19 protein-coding genes and 1 tRNA gene are annotated in these 24,358 nt (G+C 66.2%); 9 read left to right on the forward strand and 11 right to left on the reverse strand.

The annotated features are described in order from the left end of the window. Nucleotides 1–33: 33 nt before the first annotated feature. The 7 genes from MLE18_RS16955 to MLE18_RS16985 all read right to left on the reverse strand — a co-directional run bounded on the left by MLE18_RS16955 (nucleotide 34) and on the right by MLE18_RS16985 (nucleotide 7,721). Nucleotides 34–240, reverse strand: a complete 207-nt coding sequence (locus MLE18_RS16955) for a cold-shock protein (RefSeq protein WP_243439990.1) — start codon at nucleotides 238–240, stop codon at nucleotides 34–36. 81 nt (nucleotides 241–321) lie between these two features. Next, nucleotides 322–1,311, reverse strand: a complete 990-nt coding sequence (gene cbiB, locus MLE18_RS16960; protein WP_243439991.1) for an adenosylcobinamide-phosphate synthase CbiB — start codon at nucleotides 1,309–1,311, stop codon at nucleotides 322–324. Between the two features lie 21 nt (nucleotides 1,312–1,332). Then, a complete protein-coding gene (locus MLE18_RS16965; protein WP_243439992.1) occupies nucleotides 1,333–4,833 on the reverse strand; it encodes an autotransporter outer membrane beta-barrel domain-containing protein in 3,501 nt (1,166 codons plus the stop codon). Nucleotides 4,834–4,986: 153 nt separating this feature from the next. Further along, the gene (locus tag MLE18_RS16970) at nucleotides 4,987–6,558 is read right to left on the reverse strand and encodes a methyl-accepting chemotaxis protein (RefSeq protein ID WP_243439993.1); all 1,572 of its coding nucleotides are present in this window, start codon (nucleotides 6,556–6,558) and stop codon (nucleotides 4,987–4,989) included. Between the two features lie 131 nt (nucleotides 6,559–6,689). Next, entirely contained in the window at nucleotides 6,690–7,175 is a 486-nt protein-coding gene (locus MLE18_RS16975) for a tRNA (cytidine(34)-2'-O)-methyltransferase (protein ID WP_243439994.1), read from the reverse strand. 39 nt (nucleotides 7,176–7,214) lie between these two features. Beyond that, nucleotides 7,215–7,544, reverse strand: coding sequence for a hypothetical protein (locus MLE18_RS16980; RefSeq protein ID WP_243439995.1), 330 nt, complete (start codon nucleotides 7,542–7,544; stop codon nucleotides 7,215–7,217). A gap of 101 nt (nucleotides 7,545–7,645) precedes the next feature. Further along, nucleotides 7,646–7,721: transfer RNA gene (locus MLE18_RS16985), tRNA-Val, on the reverse strand. Between the two features lie 128 nt (nucleotides 7,722–7,849). On the opposite strand from MLE18_RS16985, the gene rfbB reads away from it, so the two are divergent. From rfbB to MLE18_RS17000, 3 genes are all read left to right on the forward strand, one after another. Beyond that, complete coding sequence (gene rfbB, locus MLE18_RS16990) at nucleotides 7,850–8,872, forward strand: dTDP-glucose 4,6-dehydratase (RefSeq protein WP_243439996.1); 1,023 nt, start codon at nucleotides 7,850–7,852, stop codon at nucleotides 8,870–8,872. Then, on the forward strand, nucleotides 8,872–9,735 hold the full coding sequence (gene rfbD / locus MLE18_RS16995) for a dTDP-4-dehydrorhamnose reductase (protein ID WP_243439997.1): 864 nt from the start codon (nucleotides 8,872–8,874) through the stop codon (nucleotides 9,733–9,735). The genes rfbB and rfbD overlap by 1 nt, the downstream gene beginning before the upstream one ends. Before the next feature lie 188 nt (nucleotides 9,736–9,923). Then, nucleotides 9,924–10,697, forward strand: a complete 774-nt coding sequence (locus tag MLE18_RS17000) for a sulfite exporter TauE/SafE family protein (protein WP_243439998.1) — start codon at nucleotides 9,924–9,926, stop codon at nucleotides 10,695–10,697. A 9-nt stretch (nucleotides 10,698–10,706) separates the two neighbouring features. Here the strand turns inward: MLE18_RS17000 and MLE18_RS17005 are convergent, their stop codons facing one another. From MLE18_RS17005 to MLE18_RS17015, 3 genes are read right to left on the reverse strand one after another with little or no spacing between them, the layout of a single operon-like run. Continuing rightward, nucleotides 10,707–12,092, reverse strand: coding sequence for an esterase-like activity of phytase family protein (locus MLE18_RS17005; RefSeq protein WP_243439999.1), 1,386 nt, complete (start codon nucleotides 12,090–12,092; stop codon nucleotides 10,707–10,709). Nucleotides 12,093–12,111: 19 nt separating this feature from the next. Beyond that, on the reverse strand, nucleotides 12,112–13,509 hold the full coding sequence (locus MLE18_RS17010) for a sigma-54-dependent transcriptional regulator (RefSeq protein WP_243440000.1): 1,398 nt from the start codon (nucleotides 13,507–13,509) through the stop codon (nucleotides 12,112–12,114). Then, the gene (locus MLE18_RS17015) at nucleotides 13,496–15,943 is read right to left on the reverse strand and encodes a c-type heme family protein (protein ID WP_243440001.1); all 2,448 of its coding nucleotides are present in this window, start codon (nucleotides 15,941–15,943) and stop codon (nucleotides 13,496–13,498) included. Before MLE18_RS17015 ends, MLE18_RS17010 begins: the two co-directional genes overlap by 14 nt. A gap of 91 nt (nucleotides 15,944–16,034) precedes the next feature. On the opposite strand from MLE18_RS17015, the gene MLE18_RS17020 reads away from it, so the two are divergent. From MLE18_RS17020 to MLE18_RS17045, 6 genes are all read left to right on the forward strand, one after another. Then, entirely contained in the window at nucleotides 16,035–16,568 is a 534-nt protein-coding gene (locus MLE18_RS17020) for a protein-tyrosine phosphatase family protein (RefSeq protein WP_243440002.1), read from the forward strand. A gap of 388 nt (nucleotides 16,569–16,956) precedes the next feature. Continuing rightward, nucleotides 16,957–18,183, forward strand: a complete 1,227-nt coding sequence (locus tag MLE18_RS17025; RefSeq protein WP_243440003.1) for a histidine kinase — start codon at nucleotides 16,957–16,959, stop codon at nucleotides 18,181–18,183. A gap of 71 nt (nucleotides 18,184–18,254) precedes the next feature. Continuing rightward, a complete protein-coding gene (hrcA, locus tag MLE18_RS17030; protein ID WP_243440004.1) occupies nucleotides 18,255–19,295 on the forward strand; it encodes a heat-inducible transcriptional repressor HrcA in 1,041 nt (346 codons plus the stop codon). 162 nt (nucleotides 19,296–19,457) lie between these two features. Next, nucleotides 19,458–19,973: a nucleotide exchange factor GrpE gene (locus tag MLE18_RS17035; protein WP_243440005.1), complete on the forward strand. Its 516-nt coding sequence runs from the start codon at nucleotides 19,458–19,460 to the stop codon at nucleotides 19,971–19,973. A 159-nt stretch (nucleotides 19,974–20,132) separates the two neighbouring features. Next, on the forward strand, nucleotides 20,133–22,049 hold the full coding sequence (gene dnaK, locus MLE18_RS17040; protein ID WP_243440006.1) for a molecular chaperone DnaK: 1,917 nt from the start codon (nucleotides 20,133–20,135) through the stop codon (nucleotides 22,047–22,049). Between the two features lie 162 nt (nucleotides 22,050–22,211). Further along, on the forward strand, nucleotides 22,212–23,666 hold the full coding sequence (locus MLE18_RS17045) for a hypothetical protein (protein ID WP_243440007.1): 1,455 nt from the start codon (nucleotides 22,212–22,214) through the stop codon (nucleotides 23,664–23,666). A 201-nt stretch (nucleotides 23,667–23,867) separates the two neighbouring features. Here MLE18_RS17045 and MLE18_RS17050 read toward each other — a convergent pair whose 3' ends face one another. Then, complete coding sequence (locus MLE18_RS17050; protein ID WP_243440008.1) at nucleotides 23,868–24,176, reverse strand: SH3 domain-containing protein; 309 nt, start codon at nucleotides 24,174–24,176, stop codon at nucleotides 23,868–23,870. Nucleotides 24,177–24,358: the final 182 nt, after the last annotated feature.

Raw genomic sequence — 24,358 nt, forward strand, 5'->3', positions numbered from 1 at the left:
GGGGCTTCAGATGATAACGATGGGAGGAATCGGTCAGGCGGGACGAACCACGTTGGTGGCTTTCATGCCGCGTTCGCCGGTGACCATCTCGTAGAGAACCTTCTCGCCCTCGCGCAGGGTGCGGAAGCCATCACCCTGGATGGAGGAGTAATGGACGAAGATGTCCTCCTGCCCTTCGCCCGTGATGAATCCGTAACCCTTTTTATCGCTAAACCACTTGACCGTGCCCTCGAGTACCATACCCGTACCCTCCTTAAAAACTTCTATGGTTATGGTTGTAGCGTGACAGGAAAAAAGGTCAACGGCGAAGCCGGTAGGGTTTCACGAAAATACCACTTCCAAGCCCAGTAACAGTACGCTTGCGGCCAAGCACAGCGTTATTGAAGCGATGATGATCAGATTCATGAGCGTTTTGAAGGAATCCGCCCCCCAAGCGCACTCCTCAGGCCCAAGCAACGGTTTCTCCACCTCCCGCCCGAAGTAGACCGCCCGCCCACCCATGGAGGCCCCGCACAGCCAGGCAGCCGCGCTCATGGGCCAGCCCGCGTTGGGGCTGGCCATTCGGGCCGCGTCGGTCCGCACGTTGGCCCTGGCGCCGGCGGTGGGCAGGCCCAGCAGCGGAGCCGCGACGATGAGCGCCCAGGCCGAAAGACGCGCTGGGAGCCAGGCCAGCAGGTCGTCGGCGCGGGCTCCTGCCCAGCCGAGGTATTTGAAGCGCGGCGTCTTGTAGCCCCACATGGAGTCCATGGTGGAGATGGTCTTGTAAAGCCACAACAGCGGCGCGCCCCCGAGGCACAGATAGAAGAACGGGGCCACGAACGCGTCGCAGAAGTTCTCGCTCACGGTCTCGGCCAGCGTGCGCCACTGGGCCTCGCGGTCCAGGCCGGAGGTGTCGCGGCTGACGAGCATGCCCAGCGCCTTCCTTGCTGCCTCGTCCCGCCCGGCCTCGATGAGCCGCGCGGCCGCCCTGGCCTCGCGCAGCAACTGCCCCAAGGCCAGACCGGCGTAGGCAAAATAGAGGGAGACCGCCCAGCCGACACCCGGGAGCAGCCCCAGGGCGTAGACGCAGGTGTAGGCCCCGAGGCTCAGCAGAAGGGCCGCGAAGGCCCCGTATACCTGGTGCAACTGGGCGGGGATGGTGCGTACAGGGCGCTCCAGCGCGTCGAGCGCCGCGCCGATGAGGCGCACGGGGTGGGGCCAGCGGTGGGGGTCGCCCAGGGCGGCGTCCAGCGCGACGGCAGCCAGGGGCACTAAGAAGTGGGCGTCCATGGCTGCGGGGTATGCCCGCGCGGCCCCGCCCGCGTCAAGCACGGGCGGGGCCGAGGGTCGATTCTAGAAGGTGTAGCGCAGGCTGAGGCTGGCGGCCAGATTCTGGTAGTCCCTGCGGAACAGGTCCGCGCCGGCGCGCGCCGCCACCTGGAAGCGCTTGGAGCAGTCCACGGTCAAACCGGCGCTCACCGTGGCCCAGTCCGTGGCCGGGGGCACGGTCCTGGTGGTGAAGCCGGAGCCGGCGCTGCCCAGATAGCTGGCGGCGATGTCCCGCCCGCCGCTAATCCACTCGTGGCCCCAGAGCACCCGGGCCTCGGGTGTGACCCGCAGCCCGCCGAACTCCATGCTCCTGGACACGCGCCCGCCCAGGCCGGTCTGCAGGGAGGCGTCTGTCCTGCGGCGCACGGAGAGGCCAAGGGGTCCGGCCTGGGTCTCGTCGAAGGCGTCCTGGCCGATGAGGGCGTAGCTCAGGGAGGCCACGGGCCCGAAGGACCAGTCGTCCGCGCGCCACTCGTAGCCGCCGCCCGCGTTGGCGAACAGGTTCCATCCGTTCCAGGTGGATTTCGCGGTGAGCGAGCCCGTGGGCGCCGAGATAGTGCGCCGGGCGTGGTAGGCGTCCAGGCCGCCGTGCAGGGCGGCCTCGCCGAACCAGTTCTCGCCGTACCAGGTGGCCGAGAGGCCCAGGGTCGCGGTGTCCACGCGGCCATCGCCGGAGGCCGCGCCGCCCAGGCTCAGGCCGCGCCCTGTGTAGCCGCCGAAGACCTGCCCTGCGAGGCTGTCGCTGATGCGGTAGTCGAAGCCGCCCAGCACGCCGCCGGAGAAGACGCTGTAGGGCGTGCTCCCGTTGGTGGAACCCTGGTATGCGGTCATGCCGAAGGGCTTGAGGAACACGCCGGCCCTGTTGGCCTCGCCGCTTGCGGCCACGGCCTGGGGGGCGCCGTTGCGCATGGCGTCCACGTCCTGCACGGGGGCGGTCCCGGCGTCGAAGGGGCCGGAGAAGGCGGCCTGCTCTTGGCCGGAGCGCAGCCCGTGCAGCCGCCCCTGGATGGTGGAGGTCAGCAGCCTGCCGGTGTCGAACCCGCTCTGGGTGAAGGCGTCGTAGGGTTCGGGGTGCAGGTGGTCCAGGGAGGAGGCGATGCTCGCGGGCGAGGCCAGGTCCAGCCCGAGCAGGGCGTAGGCCAAGATCCCGGTGGCGCTGTAGGCGGCCAGGTTCAGGCCGTTGCCCGCCGAGGCCGCCAGGGAGTTGGAGGCGAACATGGCGTAGGGGTTGCGGACCACCTCGGTGTACACCCCGTTCGGCGTGCTCACGGGCTGGAAATTCACGATGTAGGACGGGAAGGTGGTGCTCCCCCCCGCGAAGGCCCCGGTGAGCCCGCCCGCGGCGCTGATGGCCTGCCAGGCCATGCCCGTGGGGTAGAAGGCCACGGGCGCGCTGACCAGCATCTGGCCGCCGTTCAGGGCGGCGCGGCCCTGGACGTTGAGCAGGTCCGCCCGGCCGGAGGGGTCCACCTCTTCGACGAACACGGCCGTGGGGCCTTGGGTGTAGTTCCCGGCGACCGTGAGCGTGCCTATGGAGCCGCCCGGGGAGACGACGCCGTTGTTGTTGAAGTTGCCCACGGTGCCGTACCCGCCCACGAGGGTGCCGGGGTTGGAGGTCAGCGCGCCTCCACCCGCGCTTCCGAGCGACCCGCCAGCGGGCAAGAACAGCGTCCCCCCGGCCAGCAGGGCCTGCCCGGTGTAGCCCGAGCCGTTGCCCGACAGGGTGGTGGTGCCAGCGCCCATGAAGGTGAAGGCGCCGTAGCCCGTGAACGGTCCGTTGAGGGCCACGGCGTACCCGGCGTTGTCCAGGGTGCCGCCGTTGCCGGCGACGTTCAGGCTCCTTGCCGTCGTAAGCGGCCCGCCCGCCTGCAGAATGCCGCCGTTGAAGCTCACCGCGCCCGAGGGGTCGCCCAGGTTGGCGTCCGAGACGACGTTGAGCCTGCCTCCGCGCAGGATGGTTCCGCCCGAATAGGTATTGGCCCCCTGCATCCACAGGGTGCCCGGGCCCGCCTTGGACACCGACCCCGTGCCGGAGATGGTGCCCGCGTAGATCTTCGGCGTGGCGATGTCGTAGATCAACGCGCCGTCGTCCTGGATGTCGCCCAGGATGGACACGTTCTCGTTGATGCTCAGGGAGGCGTTGCGGTTGACGACCAGGCTGCCGAAGCTGCTCGCATTCTCGGTGTTCGGGTTCAGCACCCAGTTGGCGGCGTCGCCGTAGTTGCCCGCCACCAGGTTGGTGACGCCCCGGAACTGCACCCCTGTGGAGCCCATGCCGAAGAGGTTCAGGACGTTCGTGCCGCTGCCAAGGTCCACCTTGCCTGCGAGGACCGCGCCCGTGTCCAGGGTGACCACGTTGTTGGCCGTGCCGGGGATCCAGCCGCCCTGGCCGTCGGGCCTGCCAGCGCGGATGGCGTAGCCCGCGCCGCTCCCGGAGTTGTCCACGCCGCTGAGCGTCCCGGTGACGTAGAGGTTCATGGGTCCGGCCGAACCGACGGCCACGGCCAGGCCGTTGGCCGAGGCAAAGACCCCGCCGGAGATGCTCAGGGGCAGGCCCGCGCCGCCGTTCAGGGCGCCGCCGCTGAAGATGCCCACAGCGGTGTGCGTTCCGGCCAGGGCCGTGATCCTGCCCGCCATGCCGCCGGAGATGTTCAGGCCGGAAGCGCCGTAGAGCCCGTAGGCGCCGTTCCCCATGGTCTGGGCCACCACCGAGGCCGTACTGGCCACGGAGCCGATGCTCAGCCGGTCGCCCGTTGCGGCCAGGCCGTAGGCCCCCGAGCCGTAAATGCTCAGGACCTTGACAGAGCCGGAGAGCGCGCCCTGGATGTTCAGATCGTCGGCGGCGCGCATGCCGTAGGCGCTCCCGTTGGTGGATATGGCCGTGACGGACCCGGCCATGTTCCCGGTGATCCTCAGGTTGTCGCCTGAGGAGGTCATGCCCACCGCGGTGCCGGAATCGGCCAGGGCGGTGATGGAAGTGTTGGCGGAGACGGTGCTGAGCACCAGCTCGCCTCCGCCCTGGGCGCCCACGCCGGTGGCGTTACCGGCTCCCGAGGCGCTGGAGGAGAAATTGATGGCGTTTGCCCCCCCGAAGGAGAGACGCTCGTTCATGGTGAGCCCGGCCGTGGAGCCGGGGGGCGATACGATCGTCACCGCGCCCCCGGAGTTGTTCAGGAAGGTCACGGGGCTGTCGAACGTGGGCAGGGCCGTGAGCAGGTTCACCGTCGAACCTGGGATGCTGAACTGGATCGTGTTGGTACCGTCCCCCGCGGCGTTGAGGTCCTGGATGGCCTGGCGAAGGGAGCCTGCGCCCGAGTCGTTGCTGTTGGTCACCGTGAAGGTCCCCGCCGCGCACAATGCCGGGCTCAGGGCCAAGGCCATCAGCAACGCGATCGCTCCCGTCCAGCGGATCGGGCGGCCATCCCGCATGGCCCGGCGGATGGCGGGGAGGACGTTGAGCGTGCGGTGCGGAATGTCGGAAGTGCCTGAATCAAAAAAACGGCGAGCGGCGGGCTGGTACGGCATGGAATACCTCATCGAGACATTACGTTACGCTGTGCTATGCAGATTGTTCCTTAAAAGGACAAGACGTTTCTCGCAACCTTACAAGATGGAAAAGCCCCCGCACCGAATGGGCGCGGGGGCTTGGCGATACGAAACCGCTCGGGTTGGGGGCCGTCAGCTCGCCAGTGACCGGATGGCGCTCTCCAGCTGCCCGGCGAGGCGCGCCAGGGCGTCAACTCCGTTCGAGGCCCCGCCCATCTCCTGGGAGGTCTCCTGGCTGACGCGGCGCACGTCGTCCACGGCGCGGGCGATCTCGTCGCTGGCGGCGGACTGCTGCTCGGCCGCGGCGGCGATGCCGCGCACCTGGTCGGAGGTGGCCTCGGCCAGGCCAACGATGCCCTTGAGCGCCTCGCCTGATTCGCGGGCCAGCCGGGTGGCGCGCTGCACGGCCTCGGCGGCCTGGTCGGTCCCGGCGATGCTCTGCCCCACGCCGGTGCGGATGGCCCCCGTGACCTCGCCCACCTCGTGGGTGGCGGTCATGGTCTTCTCGGCCAGCTTGCGCACCTCGTCGGCGACCACGGCGAAGCCCCTGCCCGCATCGCCCGCTCGCGCCGCCTCGATGGCGGCGTTCAGGGCCAGGAGGTTGGTCTGGTCCGCGATGTCGGAAATCACGCCCATGATCCGCCCGATGGCCTCGGCGCGCTCGGAGAGGCCGTCCATGCTGCGCTTGAGGGTGGAGGTCAGCGCGTCGACCTGGAGGATGGCCTCCACGGCCTTGCCCACCACCTGCTCGCCCTCGCGGGCCTTGGCCTGGGCCTCGCCCGCGCTGTGGGCGGCAGTGCCCGCGTTGCGCGCGACCTCGAGCACGGTGGCGTTCATCTCCTCCATGGAGGCGGCGGTCTCCTCGGCGCGCTCGCTCTGCACGCGCGCGCCCCGGCTGGCGGCATCCACCTGGGAGGTCAGGGCCCGGCAGGTGGACGCCAGCTCCCGCGAGATGTTCTCCACCACGGAGACGGTCTCCATGATGGCCTGGCTCTGGCGGGTGATGTGGTCTTCCTTGGTCCTGATCTCGGTGTAGTCCAGATACATGCACAGCCCGCCGCTGACCTTGCCGTCCAGGTCGTGAAGGGGGGAGAGGGCCGCCTGGATGAAACGGGTGTTGCCCTTGAGGTTCTTGAACTCAACGTCGCGCACCACGCCCTGGTTGTTCGCCATGATGTCCACGATCAGGGCCTTGCGGGTGCGGTCGCCATAGAAGAATTCCGAGAAGAACATGCCCGGGTAATCGGAGGGCTTCCCGCCGCGCTCAAGCATTTCGAGGGCGCGGTCGTTGCACATCACCAGGTTTCCCTTGGTGTCCACCAGGGCGTAGGGCACCAGCACCGCCTCGGTGAAGCCGCGCCAGTTGCCCAAGGTCAGCTTGAGCTGCCCGATGAGGCTAACCAGGGAGGCCTCCAGGGCGTCCAGCTCGGCCACGCTGGGGGCCGGGAGCTTGGCCCCGAAGTCGCCGCCCGCCACCTTGGCCACGGCCTGGTTGATCTCGCTCAGATTGTCGCGGACGCCGCCGAAGAGCAGCAGCCCGCACCCGAGCCCGGCCAGCAGGCCGGCGGCCAGCCCGGCCAGCTGCGCTGCGCCCGCGGAGAGGCCCAGGGGGCCGGAGGCCAGAACGAAGGCCGCGTACAGTACAAGGGGTGGAAGGACGCCGAGCAGGATGGCCCGGAACCTGATGGATGCGGAGTGGAGCATGGTCGACCTCCAAAAGGCTTGAGACGAAGGGACATCCGATCCCTTCCGAATGGTGCGTAATTATGGCATGATGTTGGGAAAAACTAAATACCCCTATTGCGACAGGGCAAATTGGGGTCCCCAAAGGTGCGTCAGGCGGGCTGAAGCGCGTCGTCCTCCAGACCGCCCGTGACGCGCAGGGCTTCGTAGAGCAGGATGGAGGCGGCGTTGGCGATGTTGAGCGAGCGCACGCAGCCCCTGATGGGGATGCGCACCAGGTGGGGCTGGCCCGCAAGCAGTTCCTCCGGCAGGCCCTTGCTCTCGGAGCCGAAGACCAGGCAGTCGCCCGTGCGGTAGGCGAACTCGTGGTAGGGAGCGCCGATGATGCCCCGGTGCCCCGAGGAGGTGAACACCAGCCGTTCGGGCCGCACCCCTTCGAGCATGGACTGCCAGTCCGGCCAGACGCTGAGGCGCACGTGGGGCCAGTAGTCCAGCCCGGCGCGCTTGAGGTAGCGGTCGGTGAGCTTGAAGCCCAGGGGCTCCACCAGGTGCAGGGGCATGTCCGTGGCGGCGCAGAGCCTGGCGATGGAGCCGGTGTTCTGGGGGATTTCAGGGGTGTAGAGGATGAGCTGGATCATGTTTGATGAGGCGTTGGGCGCTCCGCGGGGCGGAGGCGGTCACTTGGGCACGGACCTGCCGACGCTTTTCCCGTCGGGTGTGCGGATCCCGCCTTGCCCGTCGATGCGGCCCGTGTAGTTGCCGTAAGCGTCGTAGGAGCGCCCCTGCCCGTCGATGCGCCCCTTGTAATTGCCGTAGCGGTCGTAGGACCTGCCGTCCTCGCCCGTGCGGCCCACATAGTTGCCGTACCGGTCGTAGGTGCGCCCGGCCTCGTCCACGCGCCCTTGGTAGAGGCCGTTGGCGTCGTGGATATCCTGCCGCTGGGCCAGAGCGGGGGCCGCCTGAGCCAGGAGGGCCAGCAGAAGCAGATGAACGGTCACGTTGCTCACGGCGGGCCTCCGTGGGTCGCCGGGGGCGGCGGAGCCGCCAGGCATCCCGGCACAGGGAAAAAAGCAAAGCCCCGCTATCGCGAGGCTTTTGTTGCTTTCGGTGGTGGGCGGCCGGGGATTTGAACCCCGGACTTCCACCGTGTGAAGATGGCACTCTAACCGCTGAGTTAGCCGCCCGCCGAGGTAAATAGGGAAACAGGCCCCGCTTGGCAAGCACTTTTTTTACAGATTGATTACCGGGCCGCTTTGAGGCAAGGAAACACCGGGGCGCGAACCCCGCCACTCCACGCTCAAGAAGGTTTTCCATGCGTCTACTCGTCACCGGTGGGTGCGGCTTCATCGGCACCAACTTCGTCTATATGATGCTCGAGAAGCATCCCGAAGCGGTCATCGTCAACCTGGACAAGCTGACCTACGCCGGGAACCGCTTCAACCTGCTGCCCGTGGAGCGCCAGTACGGCGGCTCCCGCTATCATTTCATCCACGGCGACATCGGCAACGCCGAGCTGGTTGCCCACGCCATCACCACCCACAAGATCGACGCGGTGGTCAACTTCGCCGCCGAATCCCACGTGGACCGCTCCATCGCGGACTCCACGCCCTTCGTGCTCACCAACGTGCTGGGCACCCAGACCCTGCTGGAGACGGCCCGCCGCCTGGGCGTGCCCAAGTTCGTGCACGTCTCAACAGACGAGGTCTACGGCACCCTGGGCCCCACGGGCAAGTTCACCGAAGAGACGCCCATCGCGCCCAACAGCCCCTACTCGGCCTCCAAGGCCTCGGCCGACCTGATCTGCCGCGCCTTCCACGAGACCTACGGCTACGCCGTGACCATCACCCGCTGCTCCAACAACTACGGGCCCTACCAGTTCCCGGAGAAGCTCATCCCGCTGATGATCCTCAAGGCCTCGCGCGGGGAGAGCCTGCCGGTGTACGGCGACGGCATGAACGTGCGCGACTGGATCTACGTGACCGACCACTGCCTCGGCGTGGAGCTGACCCTGCTCAAGGGCCGCCCCGGCCAGGCCTACAACTTCGGCGGCAACGCGGAGAAACCCAACATCGAGGTGGTCAAGACCATCCTGGCCTCCCTGGGCAAGCCCGAGAGCCTCATCAGCTACGTCACCGACCGGCCCGGGCACGACCGCCGCTACGCCATGGACTACTCCCTGGCCCAGCGCGAGCTCGGCTTCGAGCCCGAGGTCACCTTCGAGCAGGGCATCGCCCGCACCCTGGCCTGGTACAAAGAGAACACCGACTGGCTGGAGCAGGTGCAGAGCGGCGCCTACAGGGCCTTCATGGACACCTGGTACGGGGAGCGCAAATAATGAAAGTCGCAGTGTTGGGCGGACGCACCGGACTCCTGGGCATGCCCCTGACCAGGGCCTTCGAGGCCGCCGGGTTCGAGACCAGGCCCATCGGCCGCGCCGACTTCGACATCTGCGACCCCAAGGCCACCGGGGCCTTCCTGGACGAATTCCAGCCCGACTGGCTGGTGAACGCCGTGGCCTACACGGCGGTGGACAAGGCCGAGGACGAACCCGTCGAGGCCGCGCGCCTGAACCGGGGCCTGCCCCAGATGCTCGGCAGGCTCTGCAGGGACCGCGACGTGGGCCTGTTCCACTACAGCACGGACTTCGTGTTCGACGGCCGGAAGACCACCCCCTACACCGAGGAAGACCCCACCGGCCCCCTGTGCGTGTACGGGCAGAGCAAGCTCGACGGAGAGAAGGCCCTGGCCCAGGCCGCCCCGGAGAAGCTGATCGTGGCCCGCGTGGCCTGGCTCTTCGGGCCGGACAAGAAGAACTTCGTGCACACCATCCTCAACCTGGCCAAGCAGCGCGACGAGCTGAGCGTGGTGCACGACCAGATCGGCTCGCCCTCCTTCACCCCTGACCTGGCCGCCTATTCCGTGGCCCTGGTGCAGGCTGGGGCCACCGGGCTCTTCCACCTGGCCAACGCCGGGCGGGCCAGCTGGTGCGAGCTGGCCAGCGAGGCGGTGACCGCCGCCGGGCTGCGCTGCCAGGTGCGGGCCATCACCAGCGACCAGTGGCCCATGAAGGCCAAGCGCCCGGCCTACTCCGTGCTCTCCACGGCCAAGTTCAGCGGAGCCACCGGCGTCTCGCCGCGCCCCTGGCTGCAGGCCCTGCGCGAGTACGTTTTCTCAAGCCTTGAGGTGGGGCCGGAATAGCGCTGATCACGCGTTTGAACACAAGGCGGCCTCAAGGCCGCCTTTTTAGTTGCCGCGTCGACAATGCTGAGATGTAAGGATCAACTGGTCCCCGGAGCGGGGGCGACCCCGCCCCGGGCCGGTGGACGGCTACGGAGCGGGCATTTCCTCACCCCGGCGCCACAATCCCGGACCGCCAGGAGGACTGCATGGAATACCTCGTCATCTGCCTCACGGCCCTGGCCGCGTCCGGCCTGACCCTCTTCTCGGGTTTCGGGCTGGGCACCGTGCTGGCGCCCGTCATGGCGCTCTTCTTCCCCGTGGAGACGGCCGTGGCGGCCACGGCTGTGGTGCACTTCGCCAACAATCTCTTCAAGCTGGCGCTGTTCGGCAGGCGGGCCGACCTGAGCGTGGTGCTGCGCTTCGGCATCCCGGCCATGCTGGCCAGCCTCGCCGGGGCCTGGGCGCTGGTCAGGGTGTCCGGCCTGCCGCCCCTGTACCGCTACACCCTTTACGGTAACGCCCTGGAGGTGGCCCCGGTGAAACTGCTGGTGGGGGTGCTCATCCTGTTCTTCGCCGTACGCGAGCTGCGCGGCGGCAAGGGCGCGCGGCCCCACCCGGCGTCCTGGCTGCCCCTGGGAGGGATCGTGAGCGGCTTCTTCGGCGGGCTCAGCGGCAACCAGGGGGCCTTCCGCAGCGCCTTCCTGCTGGGAGCTGGGCTCGGCAAGGAGGCTTTCGTGGCCACGGGCGTGGTGCTGGCCTGCCTGGTGGACGCCGCCAGACTCACGGTCTACGCGGGCCTGACCGGCCCGGGGGTGCTCCGGGGCAACCCGGGCCTGATCGCGGCGGCCACGCTGTCGGCGTTCCTGGGAGCCTTCATCGGCGCGCGCGTACTGGGCAAGGTCACCATCACGGCCGTGCGCAGGCTGGTGGGGGGGATGCTCGTCACCCTGGCCGCGGCCCTGTGCCTGGGGCTGGTCTGACCGCCCCCGCTAGTAATCCACCACCTTCTTCGGCAGCGTGACCAGCCAGAGCCTCGGCACCTCCCTGGTTGGGCGGATGCCGAAGACGGCCTTGCTGGGCTGGTCGCCGTAGACAAGGCCCTTTCCGTCCGCCAGCATGTAGGAGGCGGGGTTGAGCCCCGGGGTGCCGTCCTTGTTGGTGGCGTAGCCCGAAATCTGCCCCTCCAGCCCGAAGCCGTGCCCGCTCATGAAGGCCAGGGTGCGCCCGTCGGAGAGCAGGGTCATGCTCTCCACGAAGGGTTCGCTGAAGCCGGAGGCCTGCAGGTCCAGCACGAGGGTCTTCTTCACCAGGCGGGTTCCCGCGGCCTTCCACTGGGCGGGCTCCACCAGGATCTCGGTGGGCTTGCCCTCCTCGTTGAACACCCGGCTGATGTTGTGCCCCTGGGAGAGGTCCGCCGCGAAGACGAGGCTGCGGGGCTTGCCCTCCTTGTCGATGCCCTGCTCCAGCACGAGCACCTTCTTGTCGGCGTAGGCCACCGGGTCGCCGGTGACCACCCGGGCGCGGTCCGGGAAGGTCTCGGTGTCTATGGGGTAGGCCAGCTGGCGCACGCGCTCGGAGTCGGGGTCGTACTCGATGATGCGGCTGAACACCGCAGGCACGTCGTTAACGAACAGCACGCCGCGCATCATGGTGTGCACCTTGCCCACCGGGCTCAGGCTCACGCCGGAGAATCCCCAGCCGGGGCGGTGCGTGGCCAGCAGGTCCTCGAGGTCGCCCCCGGCGGCGAGGACCTCCAGCACGCGCCCGTCGCGCGGGGAGACGCGCAGCAGCGCGGGCCGGTAGCTGTCAGCGATCCAGTACACGCCGCGCTTGACGTCGAAGGCCACGCCCTGGGGGTCGAATCCTGTCGCCGCGAAGGGCAGCCTGCCGAGCCCCAGGTCCAGCGGGACGACCACGGGCGCGCCGGTGACCGTGGGCGCCGGGGGCAGCCCGCTGACGGGTTTGCCGCCTTCGTCGCAAAGAGGGATCGCGCCCACCAGCTCGGCCTTGTTACCGGAGAGCTTCAGGGTCAGGATGGAGGGAGTGTAGCCGGGGAGCACGAACAGGCCCGACCCGGTCCAGGCGCCGCCCTGCTGCACGGTGGGGCCGGGCAGAACCGGGCCGCGCCCGGTGAGGGTGTGCAGCACCATGGAGCCGTCGGACTGTGCGATGGCGCAGTTGAGTCCGAAGCCCATCCCCGGCACGAAGCCCTGCGGAAAGAGCTGCTTCAACCCCGCCGGAACCGGGATGTGCATGTTCTGCGGGATGACCACCTCCGCCGAGCGGATGGCGGCAGTCTGCGCGCGGACCGGAACGACAAAGGCCGGGAGCGCCCAGACGGCGAGAAGCAGCGTTGCGAGCAGACGCGCGGGCATGCAAGGCCTCCTGAAGCCGTCAGGCTTTGAAATCCTGGGCTTCGATACCTAAACGTTTCAAAATTTTCTGTAAACTCGCCCGTTCCAGCCCGCTTACCCTGGCCGCTTCGGAGATGTTGCCCTTGGTGCGGGTGAGCAGCTGGTCCACGTAGGTGCGGGTGAAGGCGTCCAGGGCGGTGTTCTTGGCGTCCTGGTAGCTGCCCAGCGGGGCCGAGGCCCCCTGGGGGGAGGTCTCGCCGCCGTCCACCAGCAGGGCGGCCTCGGCGTCGATGACGTCCCCCGGCGAGAAAACCACCAGCCGGCGCATGAAGTTGAGCAGCTGGCGCACGTTGCCCGGCCACTCTCGCCCGGCCAGGTAGCCCAGGGCGTCGGGGGTGAGCTCCTTGACGGGCAGGTGCATCTCCTCGCAGCTGCGCTGCATGAAGTGCACGGCCAGCAGTGGGATGTCCTCCCGGCGCTCGCGCAGGGCCGGGGTCTGGATGGTGAGCACGTTGAGGCGGTAGAACAGATCCTCGCGGAAGCTCTTGTCCTTGATCTTCTCGGCCAGGTGCTGGTTGGTGGAGGCCAGGATGCGCACGTCCACCTTCACGGTCTCGCTGCCGCCCACTGCCCGGACCTCGCGCTCCTGGAGCACGCGCAGCAGCTTGGTCTGGATGTTCATGGGGATGTCCCCGATTTCGTCGAGCAGGATGGTGCCGCCCTCGGCCGCCAGGAACAGGCCCTTGCTGGCCCTGTCCGCCCCGGTGAACGCGCCCTTGACGTGGCCGAACAGCTCGGATTCGAGCAGTTGGTCCGGTATGGCCGGGCAGTTCACCGAGAGCATGGCCCCCTGGCTGCGCCCGCTCAGGCGGTGGATGGCCCTGGCCACGGCCTCCTTGCCGGTGCCGGATTCGCCCTGGATGAGCACCGTGTAGTCCGACCCGGCCACGGCTGCTATGGTCTTCTTCAGGCGCAGCATGCAGGGCGACTCGCCGATGATCTCAAGCCCCGCCTCGCTGGCGGCCACGCTGCCTCGCAGGCGCCTGTTCTCTCGCAGCAGGCGGGAGCGCTCCAGGGCCTTCTCCAGGGCCATGAACAGGCTGTCGGGCTCCAGCGGTTTGGAGAGGAAGTCGTAGGCCCCGGTCTTGATGGCCGCCACGGCTGACTCCACGTCGCCGTGGGCCGTGAGCATGACCACCGTGAGCGAGGGGTCCAGGCGCACGGCCCGCTCCAGCAGCTCCTGGCCGTCCATGCCCGGCATGCGCAGATCGGTGAAGAGGATGTCGAAGCGCTGCTCCTCGAGGAGCCGCAGGGCCTGCGTGCCGTCCTGCGCCAGGAGGACCTCCAGGTCGTCATGGCGGGAGTTTATCAGCCTGGCCAGCCCCTTGGCGAAATCGGGTTGGTCGTCGACCACCAGAATGGATTCAAGCCGCTTCACGTCCCGCCCCCTCTTTCGCGCCCGCCAGTGGCAGGCGCACGATGAACTCCGCCCCGCCTTCGCTGCGCGCCATCACGCTGCCGCCCATGTCCTTGACCAGGCCGTAGACCACGGCCAGGCCCAGGCCGGTGCCCTTGCCCACCTCCTTCGTGGTGAAGAAGGGGTCGAAAATGCGGCCCAGATCTTCCTGGGCGATGCCCGGCCCGTTGTCCGACACCGAGAGCACCCCCTGCCCATCCTCGACGAAGGCCCTCACGGCGATGGCCCCGCCGCCGGGCACGGCGTCCAGGGCGTTGATGAGCAGGTTGGAGAGCACCTGCTCCAGGGCGGAGGCGTCCGCCAGCACCGGCGGCAGGCCCTCGGGGGCGTCCACCTCCAGGCTGACGCCCGAGGCCGCCGCGTGGGCCTGGAACACGCCGGCGGTCTGCCTGGCCGCGCCGCCCAGGTCGCACGGGGCTGGGGCCGCCCGCTTGGGGCGCACGAAGTTGAGCAGGTCGCGCAGGACCTTCTGGGCCGTGCGGGTGTGCTTGAGGATGACCTCCACGTCCTCGCGCCCGGCCTGTCCCTCGCTCATGGAGGAGCGCAGCAGCTCGCCGTAGAAGAGGATCACCCCCAGGGGGTTGTTGATCTCGTGGGCCAGCCCGGCCGCCAGGCGGCCCACCGCCAGCAGCTTCTCGTTCTGCTGGGCCAGCTCCCGCATGCGCCGCTCGTCGGTGATCTCGCGGGCGTAGGCCACCAGCCGCACGCCCTGGCCCCTGAAGTCGGGCAGGGGGTAGAGCGAGGCCATGAACGTGCGGTCGCCGGGCAGGCGCACCTCGCGCACCACTGGGATATCCGGCACTTCGGGGGAGCCGCCATCCCCCAGGCGGGCCGCCTCGACCCCCAGCGCCCCGAGCAGCCTCGGCCTGCCGTCGCCGTCCTCCGGCCCGGCCAAGGCCTGGGCCGAGCGGTTGGCCAGCAGCACCCGGCCCTGCCCGTCCAGCAGGGCCACAGGGTCGGAGATGCCCTCGAACACGGCCTGGAGCATGTCGTTCTGGCGCAGGAGGTTGTCCAGCGCATCCATGTTCTCGAGCACCACGCCCAACTGCTGCCCCACCGCCAGGAGCACCTCCTGCGGCAGGTTGTCGGGTTGGCCGCCCGGCGCCCAGCAGATGGTCAGCACACCGAGCGTGGTGTCCGGGGTCTGCACGGGTATGTTGGCGCAGCCGCGCTGAAAGTCCGCCACGCCGCTTCCGGCCAGGCTCTGCCAGTGGTAGGGCACCGGCCCGGTGTCGCCCGGGTCCGGCCAGGAGCGCGTGCCCCCGGTGACGCCCGAGGCCATGGTGCAGCAGTAGACCACCCGCTGGGCGTTGAACCTCCTGGCGATGAGCTCCAGGCAGGCGTCCAGCAGCTCCACCCTGTCCTGGCTGCGGTTGAACCCGCTGAGCAGGTTCACGAACAGTCCCACGTCCGCCCTGCGGGCCTCTGCCTCCCGGGAGAGGTCCTGCGTGCGCACGGCCACCATGGACTCCAGGTTGGAGGCGTAGGACTTGAGCTGCGCCCTGGCCTGGCTCAGGCTGTCCGCGAAGTGCTCCAGGGAGCCGAGCATCCCCTCGATCTCGTCGGAGCGTTGCAGCACGGAGCGCGGCGCGTCCACCGGGGCGGCGTCCGGGAAGTGGCGCGCCATGACCACCTGGGCCCGGCGCAGGTTGTGCACCACCAGGCGGTTGAAGAAGAAGTAGATGGTGCCGAAGAGGATCAGCGCGCCCACGCTGAACATGAGCACAAAGCCCAGGGTGGCGCCCCGGATGCGCAGCTCGCTTCCGCGCATGGGCAGGCGCACCACGTGCGCCCCGGCCAGCTCGCCCTCCTTGCGGCCGAAGCCCCTGTCAGAGCCGAAGGCGGCCACCAGGTCGCGCGGGGCGTCGGCCGGGTCGCCGTGGCAGCGCAGGCAGAAGCCCTGGTAGCGCACGGGCTGGGCCATGATGAAGGTCTCCTGCCCGTTCTCGTCGGTGAGTGCCTCGGCCCACTCCAGGTATTCATCCCGCTGGAAGCGCTGGATGAAGTCGCGCTCCAGGCCGGCGGCCTCCAGGTCCGGGCTGCGGGCCCCGATGGCCACGCGCCGGAAGCGGTAGGAGTCGGCGTCCTTGCCCTGGGCCTGCCCCCCGCCGCCCATGGCGGCCCGCGCCAGCGCCGTGCAGGACATGGCCTCCAGGAGGCCCTCGTTCTCCAAGAGCGGCCCCGTCATCACCGGGCGCAGGTTGTTCTGCACGTACACATGCAGCGACTCCACACCCCGCAGGATCACCTGGGCCTTGCCCCGCGTCTCCTGCTCCAGGGTCTCGCGCAGGTACTGCTGGAGCAGGTAGACGAAGAAGACCCCCACCACGGCCATGATGGCGGCCAGGCCAATGATGAACTTGGTCTGCAGGTTGCGAGGCTTGAAGAGGCTCATGAGCGCGCTCCCCCCGCGCCGGGAGGCCGGGGCGGGCTTGACTGGCGGCCCCTCAAGGGGCCAGATGGAACCATCCAGTGGAGGAGACGCCGTGACGAGCACCTGCCTCGAGGACGGATACGAAATTTTCTGGGTCACACAGGCCCTGGCCGTGGGCGCCATGCCTTGCAAGCCCGAACACGTGGAGCTGCTCAAGGCCCAGGGCCTCTGCTGCGTGCTCAACCTCTGCGCCGAGTTCTGCGACCTGGCGGACTACGAGCGCGACTACGGCTTCCTCGTGCGTTACCTGCCCATAGACGACATGGGCGTGCCCGAACCCGGCCCGCTCGCCTCCGCCCTGGACTGGGTGGACGCATCCATCGCGGGCGGAGACAAGGTGCTCATCCATTGCCGCTTCGGCATGGGGCGCACCGGGCTGGTGCTGGCCTGCTGGCTGGCCCGCCACGGCCTGTGCCTGGAGTCCCCCCCCGAGGAACTGGCCCAAGCGGGCCTTGTGGGCTGCGCCCCGCGCGCCCGGCCCGCCTCGGCGCAGCAGCGCCGCTTCGTGGATCGGTGGCTTGCCCTGCAAGGGGTGCAACGCCCCGGCCTCTGGCGGACCATCCGCCGGAAGCTCTTCGGTTCATGAGTGGGCGCGTTCCTGCGTTCCCAGTGCTGCGTTCTTCAGGATGCACCCTGTAAACTCCGGTTAGCAAAATGCCGGGGCCCTGTCCAGCCCCCTATCGACTATATCCATTCAAAACAGCTTGTTACAAATATTTGCCATCGACACTGCAAGTTGGCACCGGGATTGCTAATAAAGACGCGGGTTGGTTGTAGTGAGGCGATGCCGCGAGAAGAGAGCGCTCGCGAGCGTCAGCTCACCGAGTCGAGAGGCATGGGCTGAGCCCGGTCTCTTCCTCAGGGAGGGCCGCGGGGATGACGATTCCCGCGGCCCTTGCATTGTGAAATCATTCCTTTGCGATTCCCGCATTTTCCTCTTGCCTTTCGTGCTTCCTTGACTAACTTCTGCCTACATGGCCCCACTAGCTCACGACATCAGACAAGCCTGCCGTTTCGAGAACCGCCTGGACATGCGCTGCGAGATCACCCGCATGCTCGAACAGGCTCCTTCCGCCGTACGCACCGCAGTCCTGCACCTGCTGGTCTCCATCAGGACCAGCCTCGACATCCTTGTGAAGCGCCCCGACTTCCTCGGCCTGGACACCCCGGTGAGGGACTGGGGGGAGCTGCTCACCTGCCTCACCGAGCTCCGGCTCGACCTGGACCGCGTGAAGTCCTCCCGCCTGGCCCGGCTGCGCCACTGCCACCCGCACTTCGTGGAGCTTGAGCACCGCTTCGAGCTGCTCAAGCGCGCCTACGAGCGCAGCACGCTGACCATCGAGATCATTTACGAGCTGATCGCCGCCGGGCAGGAGTTCACCACGGCGGAAGAGGTTCTGGAGCAATCCGGCGAGATCCTGCTGCGCGAGCTGGGCGCGGACCTGTTCGTCTGCCGCCTGCGCGACGAGGAGGGCAACTGGATCAACGTGGCCGCGTCCGACTCCTCCAACCGCCAAACCCCCATCTTCGTCTGGGCCATGGAGGACTCGCTGCCCAACCACCCCGTGATGCGCGCCGTGCACGAGCGCGGGGTGTTCCACGTGCTCTCGAACGACCTGCGCGGCTTGGAGCGCGGCGGCGAATCCGTGGACTGCATGGCCTACCAGGAGGGCTACCGCTCCCGCTTGGCCTTCATCCTGCGCTCTGACTGCTACGCCTTCGGCGCCATCAACCTCTACTCGCACCAGACCGGATTCTTCGACCGCTACGACTCCCAGTTTCTGGCCGACGCCTCCAAGATCATCTCGCTCACCGTGGGACGCCAGCTCGAGGTCGGCAAGGACGCCCTGGCCAAGGCCGCGGGCGGCATGGCCCACGTGGGCAACAACGTGCTGGGCATCATGATGAACTACAACGCCCTGGTCATGGAGGAGCTGGAGTTCCTGGCCGGGGACGTGCGCGCCGCCCTGGCGCGCCCGCTGCCCAAGGAGGCCGAGGGGCTGGCCGCAGAGGTGGGAGAGCTGCATGAACTGCTCAAGGAGCTGGACCTGGAGCGCAAGGTCAACTCCCTCAGGGGCGTGGAGGAGGCCATCCTGCGCCTCAAGGCCGCCATCGAGAACCTGCTTTCCCAGGTGAACAAGCCGGTGATGATGCCCTACGTGCGGGGGCAGGAAGTGCTTGACCTGGAGCACACGGGGTAGACCCGCCTCCCTTGACAGCCCCTCCCCCCGTTGTTAGCTCTCTGGCACTCTCAAGACCGGAGTGCCAACCCATGCTGGACCAAGCCCTGACCCCTCGGGAAATCGAAGTCCTCACGGCCATCGTGGAGGACTACATCGCCAAGGCGCAGCCCGTTGGCTCCCGAACGGTCTCCAAGTCCGGCAGGTCGCACCTCTCCCCGGCCTCCATCCGCAACACCATGTCCGACCTGACGGACAAGGGCTATCTTGCCCAGCCGCACACATCGGCCGGGCGCGTACCCACGCCCATGGCCTTCCGCCTCTATCTCGACCAGGTGATGCAGCTGCGGCCCCTGGCAGTGCCCACCCAGCAGATGATGCAGGTTCAGCTCGGTAACGCCGGCCTTGAGATAGACGATATGCTGCGCCACGCCTCGCGCCTGCTCTCGCGCGTCTCCAACCAGGTGTGCATGGTGCTCGCGCCCAGGCACTCGCAGGCCCTGTGGCGTCAGATCGATTTCGTGCTCTTGCGCCCCGGGCTGGTCATGGCCATCCTGGTGCTGCAAGGCGGGCTGGTGCAGAAGCGCGTGGTCAGCGTCGCGGAGGACATCCGCGCCGACGACCTGGTGCACTTCGGCAACTACCTGAACCACCATTTCCAGAACCTCACCGTGTCCCAGGTGCGCTCCCGCATCATCGCGGAGATGGGCGCGGCCGAGCGCGAGCTCTCCTCCCTGACGGGGCGGGCCATGCGCCTGGCCATGGACGCCTTCTCCACCACGGAGACGCCCGAGGTGTTCGTGGAGGGCACGCTGAACATGCTCTCCCAGCCGGAGTTCTCCGACATCGCGGCCATGCGCGACATCCTCAAGGCCCTGGAGGACCGCACCCGCCTGCTGGAGGTTCTGGACAAGACCATGGACGAGTACCGCACCGTGGTGGTCCTCGGCGAAGAGGCCAAGGTGGGCGACTTGGCCGCCTGCGGCCTGGTGAGCGCGCCCTACGGCCCGCAAGGCGCGCCGCTGGGCTCCGTGAGCGTGATCGGGCCCATCCGCATGGACTACGCCGAGGTGGTGCCCCTTGTAGATTACACCGCCCGGCTGATATCAACCATGCTGGGCCGCCACTTCTAGCAGCCCGTTGAAAAATCCGCGCTGGCTGCGTTGCGGCGGAAGAGTCAGGCCCTCACGTATGCCTGATACGCTTCGGCCCTGACTTTTCCTTGCGCCTTGCCAGCCCCTTTTTTGAACGGGCTGCGGGCATGAAGCATTTCCAAGCATTACAAGGAGCGATGCATGACGCTTGAAAACGATACCCCTGAAACCCCGGCCGAAGAGGCCGCCCCCCTCACCCCCGAAGAGGAGATCGCCGCGCTCAAGCAGGCCGTGGCCGCCGAGACCGACAAGCGCCTGCGCGCCCTGGCGGACACCGAGAACCTCAAGAAGCGCCTGATCCGGGAGAAGGAGGAGTTCGTCAAGTTCGCCGCCGAGGGCGTCCTGGCGGACCTGCTGCCCGTGCTCGACAACCTGGACCTGGCCCTGGCCCACGGCCGCACCGTGGCCGCCTGCAAGGACGTGGTCATGGGCGTGGACATGACCCGCAAGATCTTCCTGGACACCCTGGCCCGCCACGGCCTGGATCCCTGCGGCCAGGCCGGCGAGGAGTTCAACCCCGAATTCCACGAGGCCGTGGGCATGCAGCCCGGCGGCAAGACGCCCCCCAACCACGTGATCCAGGTCATGCTCTCCGGCTACCGCCTGCGCGGACGCCTGCTGCGCCCGGCCAAGGTGCTGGTGAGCCAGGGAGATTAATCCCGCTATTTTCGGGGTGTACCCCTTTACACCCCGGTTTTCCGACTTATAGTCGGGACTCGAAGCGCCCGCCCGAGCGGGCGCGACTTACGAGAAGACATAATCCGGTTCCCAAGCGACACCGGCAGACATCACCCCCCTCAAGGAGGAACGGATTCAATGGGTAAAATCATCGGGATCGACCTCGGCACGACCAACTCGTGCGTTTACGTCATGGAGGGCAAGGACCCGAAGTGCGTCATCACCCCGGAAGGCGGGCGCACCACCCCCTCCATCGTCGCCTTTACCAAGGAACGCCTCGTGGGCGAGATCGCCAAGCGCCAGGCAGTCACCAACCCCGAGCGCACCATTTTCGCGGTCAAGCGCCTCATGGGCCGTTCCTTCAACTCCCCCGAGGTGGCCAACTGGCTCACCCACTGCCCCTACAAGATCGTCGAGGGCGCCAACGGCGAAGCCGCTGTCGAAGTCGACGGCAAGAAGTACTCGGCCCCCGAGATCTCGGCCATGATCCTGGCCAAGCTGAAGTCCGACGCTGAAGCCAGCCTGGGCGAGACCGTCACCGAAGCCGTCATCACCGTCCCGGCCTACTTCAACGACTCCCAGCGCCAGGCCACCAAGGACGCCGGCCGCATCGCGGGCCTCGACGTCAAGCGCATCATCAACGAGCCCACGGCCGCCTCCCTGGCCTACGGTTTCGACAAGAAGGCCAACGAGAAGATCGCCGTGTTCGACCTTGGCGGCGGCACCTTCGACATCTCCATCCTGGAAGTGGGCGACAACGTGGTGGAAGTCCGTTCCACCAACGGCGACACCTTCCTGGGCGGCGAGGACTTCGACCACCGCGTCATCCAGTACCTGGTGGACGAGTTCAAGCGCGAGAACGGCATCGACCTCTCCCAGGACCGCATGGCCCTGCAGCGCCTGAAGGAAGCGGCGGAAAAGGCCAAGAAGGAACTCTCCACCGCCATGGAGACCGAGGTCAACCTGCCCTTCATCACCGCCGACGCCAACGGCCCCAAGCACATGATGGTCAAGCTCTCGCGCGGCAAGCTCGAGAAGCTGGTGGAAGACCTGGTCGAACGCACCGCCGGGCCCTGCAAGAAAGCCCTGGCCGACGCCGGCCTCTCCGCCTCGGACATCGACGAGATCATCCTCGTGGGCGGCATGACCCGCATGCCCATGGTGCAGCAGAAGGTGAAGGACCTCTTCGGCAAGGATCCCAACCTCTCCATGAACCCCGACGAGGTCGTGGCCATGGGCGCGGCCATCCAGGGCGGCATCCTGGCGGGCGACGTCAAGGACGTGCTCCTGCTCGACGTCACCCCGCTGTCGCTGGGCATCGAGACCATGGGCGGCGTGTTCACCAAGCTCATCGAGCGCAACACGACCATCCCCACCCGCAAGTCGCAGGTGTTCACCACGGCCGCCGACAACCAGCCCTCGGTGTCCATCCACGTCATGCAGGGCGAGCGCCCCATGGCCTCCGACAACATGACCCTGGGCCGCTTCGAGCTCACCGGCCTGCCCGCCGCCCCCCGCGGCGTGCCGCAGATCGAGGTCAGCTTCGACATCGACGCCAACGGCATCGTCAACGTCTCCGCCAAGGACACGGCCACCGGCAAGCTGCAGTCCATCCAGATCACCGCTTCCTCCGGCCTCTCCGAAGCCGAGATCCAGAAGCTGATCAAGGACGCCGAGTCCCACGCTTCCGACGACAAGAAGAAGCAGGAAGTCATCGAGGCCCGCAACCACGCCGACACCCTGGTCTACACCACCGAGAAGACCCTGCGCGACCTGGGCGAGAAGGTGGAGGCCGTGACCAAGGCCGAGATCGAGGCCAAGATCGAACGCCTGAAGGAAGCCATGAAGGGCGATGACGCCGAGGCCATCAAGAAGGGCACCGAGGAACTCTCCCAGGTGGCCCACAAGCTGGCCGAGCAGCTCTACCAGCAGCAGGGCGCACAGCCCGGCGGCCCCGAGGCCGGAGCGGCCGGCGCAGCTGGCGGAGCCCAGCCCGGCGGCCACGGCAAGGACGAGGACGTGGTGGACGCGGACTACACCGAAGTGAAGAAATAGCCGCGCCGACACGACAACAGAAATAGCAAGGCCCGGCCGGGGAAACCCGGCCGGGCTTTTATTGCTTTTTCGTCCGTTGATGGCTTAATACCTTAAGCTATCATGATTACTTCTGGCCGCTGATTTTCCATTTCCGGCTATCCAAAGGAGCCTCAAACCATTATGAAAAAGAAAATCCTTACCGTCGAATGTGAATTAGCCTCGGACGACACTGTGTTCGTTGATTTTCAATCAAAAAGCTCTCTTCTGGACTGGGACATAATCATATTCAAACCTGCAATACATTCATTTTTATATTCGCATACAAACGAACAATACCAAGGGAAACCTTGCCTTAGTGATAGCAATTCTGTTCGCCTGAAAGAATGCTGTGAGCATTGGCGTAGAGAAATAAAACAAGCCGTCGAAAGTGGAAAAACTGTCGTTGTTTACGCCTCTGAATTGTCAGAGGTATATGTTGACACAGGGCAACGAACATTCTCTGGCACCGGAAGAAATAAAACAACAACGAGACTTGTCTCTATCATGAACAACTACCAATCTATTCCCGCAAATATAAGCCCAATACAAACATGTGGGAGCTCAATCAAAACTACCCCAAAATATGCGGAGATTCTTAAGCCTTACTGGGAACAATTTGAATCTCTCTCACAATACAAAGTAATATTTAGCGGCGAATCTGTCCCTGCATGTCTAGCTACTCGAGTTGGAGACAAAGCAGTAGGAGCACTCTACAAGAGTAAAATGTCAAACGGATCATTATTGGTTCTGCCGGATGTAAATTTTTCGCAAGACGATTTCCTCGAAGAAATAGAAAACAAAGACGGCAGCATTGACGAATGCTGGTCAGACAAAGCTACAGCATTTGCAAACAGACTAATATCTTGCATAGTGTCCCTTGACAAAGCATTGCGGTGCAACTCAGAAGTCACGCCGGAACCCACATGGGCAAGTACTCAACACTTTTCAATTGGAGCAGAGAGCGGCCTCCGCTTACAGTTACTAGCTGCGGAGAAAGAAGTTGAGCGAGTTCAAAATGCTAAGGAACAAATTGTTGAGCAACTTAATTCGATCTGCGCGATGCGCGGCCTATTATTTGAAAAGGGAAAGCCGCTAGAAAACATGATCATCGAGGCATTAAACATCATGGGATTTAATGCCTCCCAATACAAAGACTCGACCTCTGAATTTGATGTTGTATTCGAGTCCGATGAAGGGCGACTCATCGGTGAGGCTGAAGGAAAAGACAACAAACCAATAAATATCGACAAATTCAGGCAACTAACACTCAATATTCATGAAGATTTGCAGCGTGAAGAAGTCACATCCCCTGCAAAACCCGTTCTATTTGGAAATGGATTTCGATTATTACCACTTCAAGACCGCCCAGACCCCTTCACTGAGAAGTGTCATACTTCTGCACCATCTACCAACACAGCTTTATTGTTCACACCAGACCTGTTTTTCGTCACTCAATACCTTTTAGACAATAATGACCGTGATTTTGCATACGCCTGCAGAATAGCAATATTAACAACCACCGGCCGGGTCGTATTCCCGCAACCGCCAGCAAGACGACAGGTTGATTGCGACACTCAGGCAGACACGAGTTCATGACTTGTAGCCCTGTACGAGAATTTCGGCATAATTACATCACCAGGGAACAACTTCTCTAAAGGGAAAGCCCGGCCGGGGAAACCCGGCCGGGCTTTTTTTGTGGGAGAAAACGAAGTGTTTAAGATGCCTCCGGCGGCCAAAGGGACCAGTCCCTTTGGAATCCCCTATCGCTTCGCGCCGGTCGCGGGAACGTTCCGCCGATCAGTAGGTGTTTTCCAGGCAGACCCAGCCGAACTGTTTGGTGCCCGGCACTTCAACATAGGCCCAGCCCTCGCCGTCGTTCCACCAGACATTGAGCGTCTGATTGTGCGCAAGCTTCATGACCACGCCGCTGGTGGTGCCCTGCCCGTCGCGCAGGGGCAGGTCGGTGAAGCCGGCGTGCACGACCTTGCCCGTGTTGGAGCCGATCATGGCGGGCTCAACGTACAGGGCTGCGGCCGGAAATGCGTAAAGGACCGTCGCCATGATGGCGCACACCGCCCCAACCATCCATTTGCGCTTGCGATTCATGAGGTTCTCCTTGAGTTTAGAGTTGAGGCCGCAGCGCGGCGCATGACGCGCCGGTCAATCAGCCTTGCACCCCTCGCAACAGCGACGGCGGGAAAGAGGGATCAACTCCAATTCTATACGGAATGCACGCGGGATGGGCAAGAAGCTTGTGAGGCCGTCGCGGGGGGACGGGGGGACGGGGG

The sequence above is a fragment of the Fundidesulfovibrio soli genome, from assembly GCF_022808695.1.
In the GTDB taxonomy this organism is placed as follows: Bacteria; Desulfobacterota; Desulfovibrionia; order Desulfovibrionales; family Desulfovibrionaceae; genus Fundidesulfovibrio; species Fundidesulfovibrio soli.